Annotated in this window: 1 rRNA gene; it reads right to left on the bottom strand. The window is 45.5% G+C overall.

The features are described 5' to 3' along the window. A 5S ribosomal RNA gene (rrf, locus tag AZF08_RS26050) occupies positions 1-106 on the bottom strand; the annotation flags it as partial. Between the last annotated feature and the right edge of the window lie 118 nt (positions 107-224).

Raw genomic sequence — 224 nt, 5'->3', positions numbered from 1 at the left:
GTCCTACTCTCACAGGGACAAGGTCCCAACTACCATCGGCGCTAGAGAGCTTAACTTCCGTGTTCGGTATGGGAACGGGTGTGACCTCTCTGCCATCATCACCAAACTGATGAAGGTATATTCCTTCAAAACTAGATAACATTTGCTTCATATTATATGGTTAAGTCCTCGATCTATTAGTATTCGTCAGCTCCACATGTCACCATGCTTCCACCTCGAACCTA

The organism is Bacillus gaemokensis, from assembly GCF_001590835.1.
GTDB lineage: Bacteria > Bacillota > Bacilli > Bacillales > Bacillaceae_G > Bacillus_A > Bacillus_A gaemokensis.
This window is presented reverse-complemented; position numbering and strand designations above follow the sequence as displayed.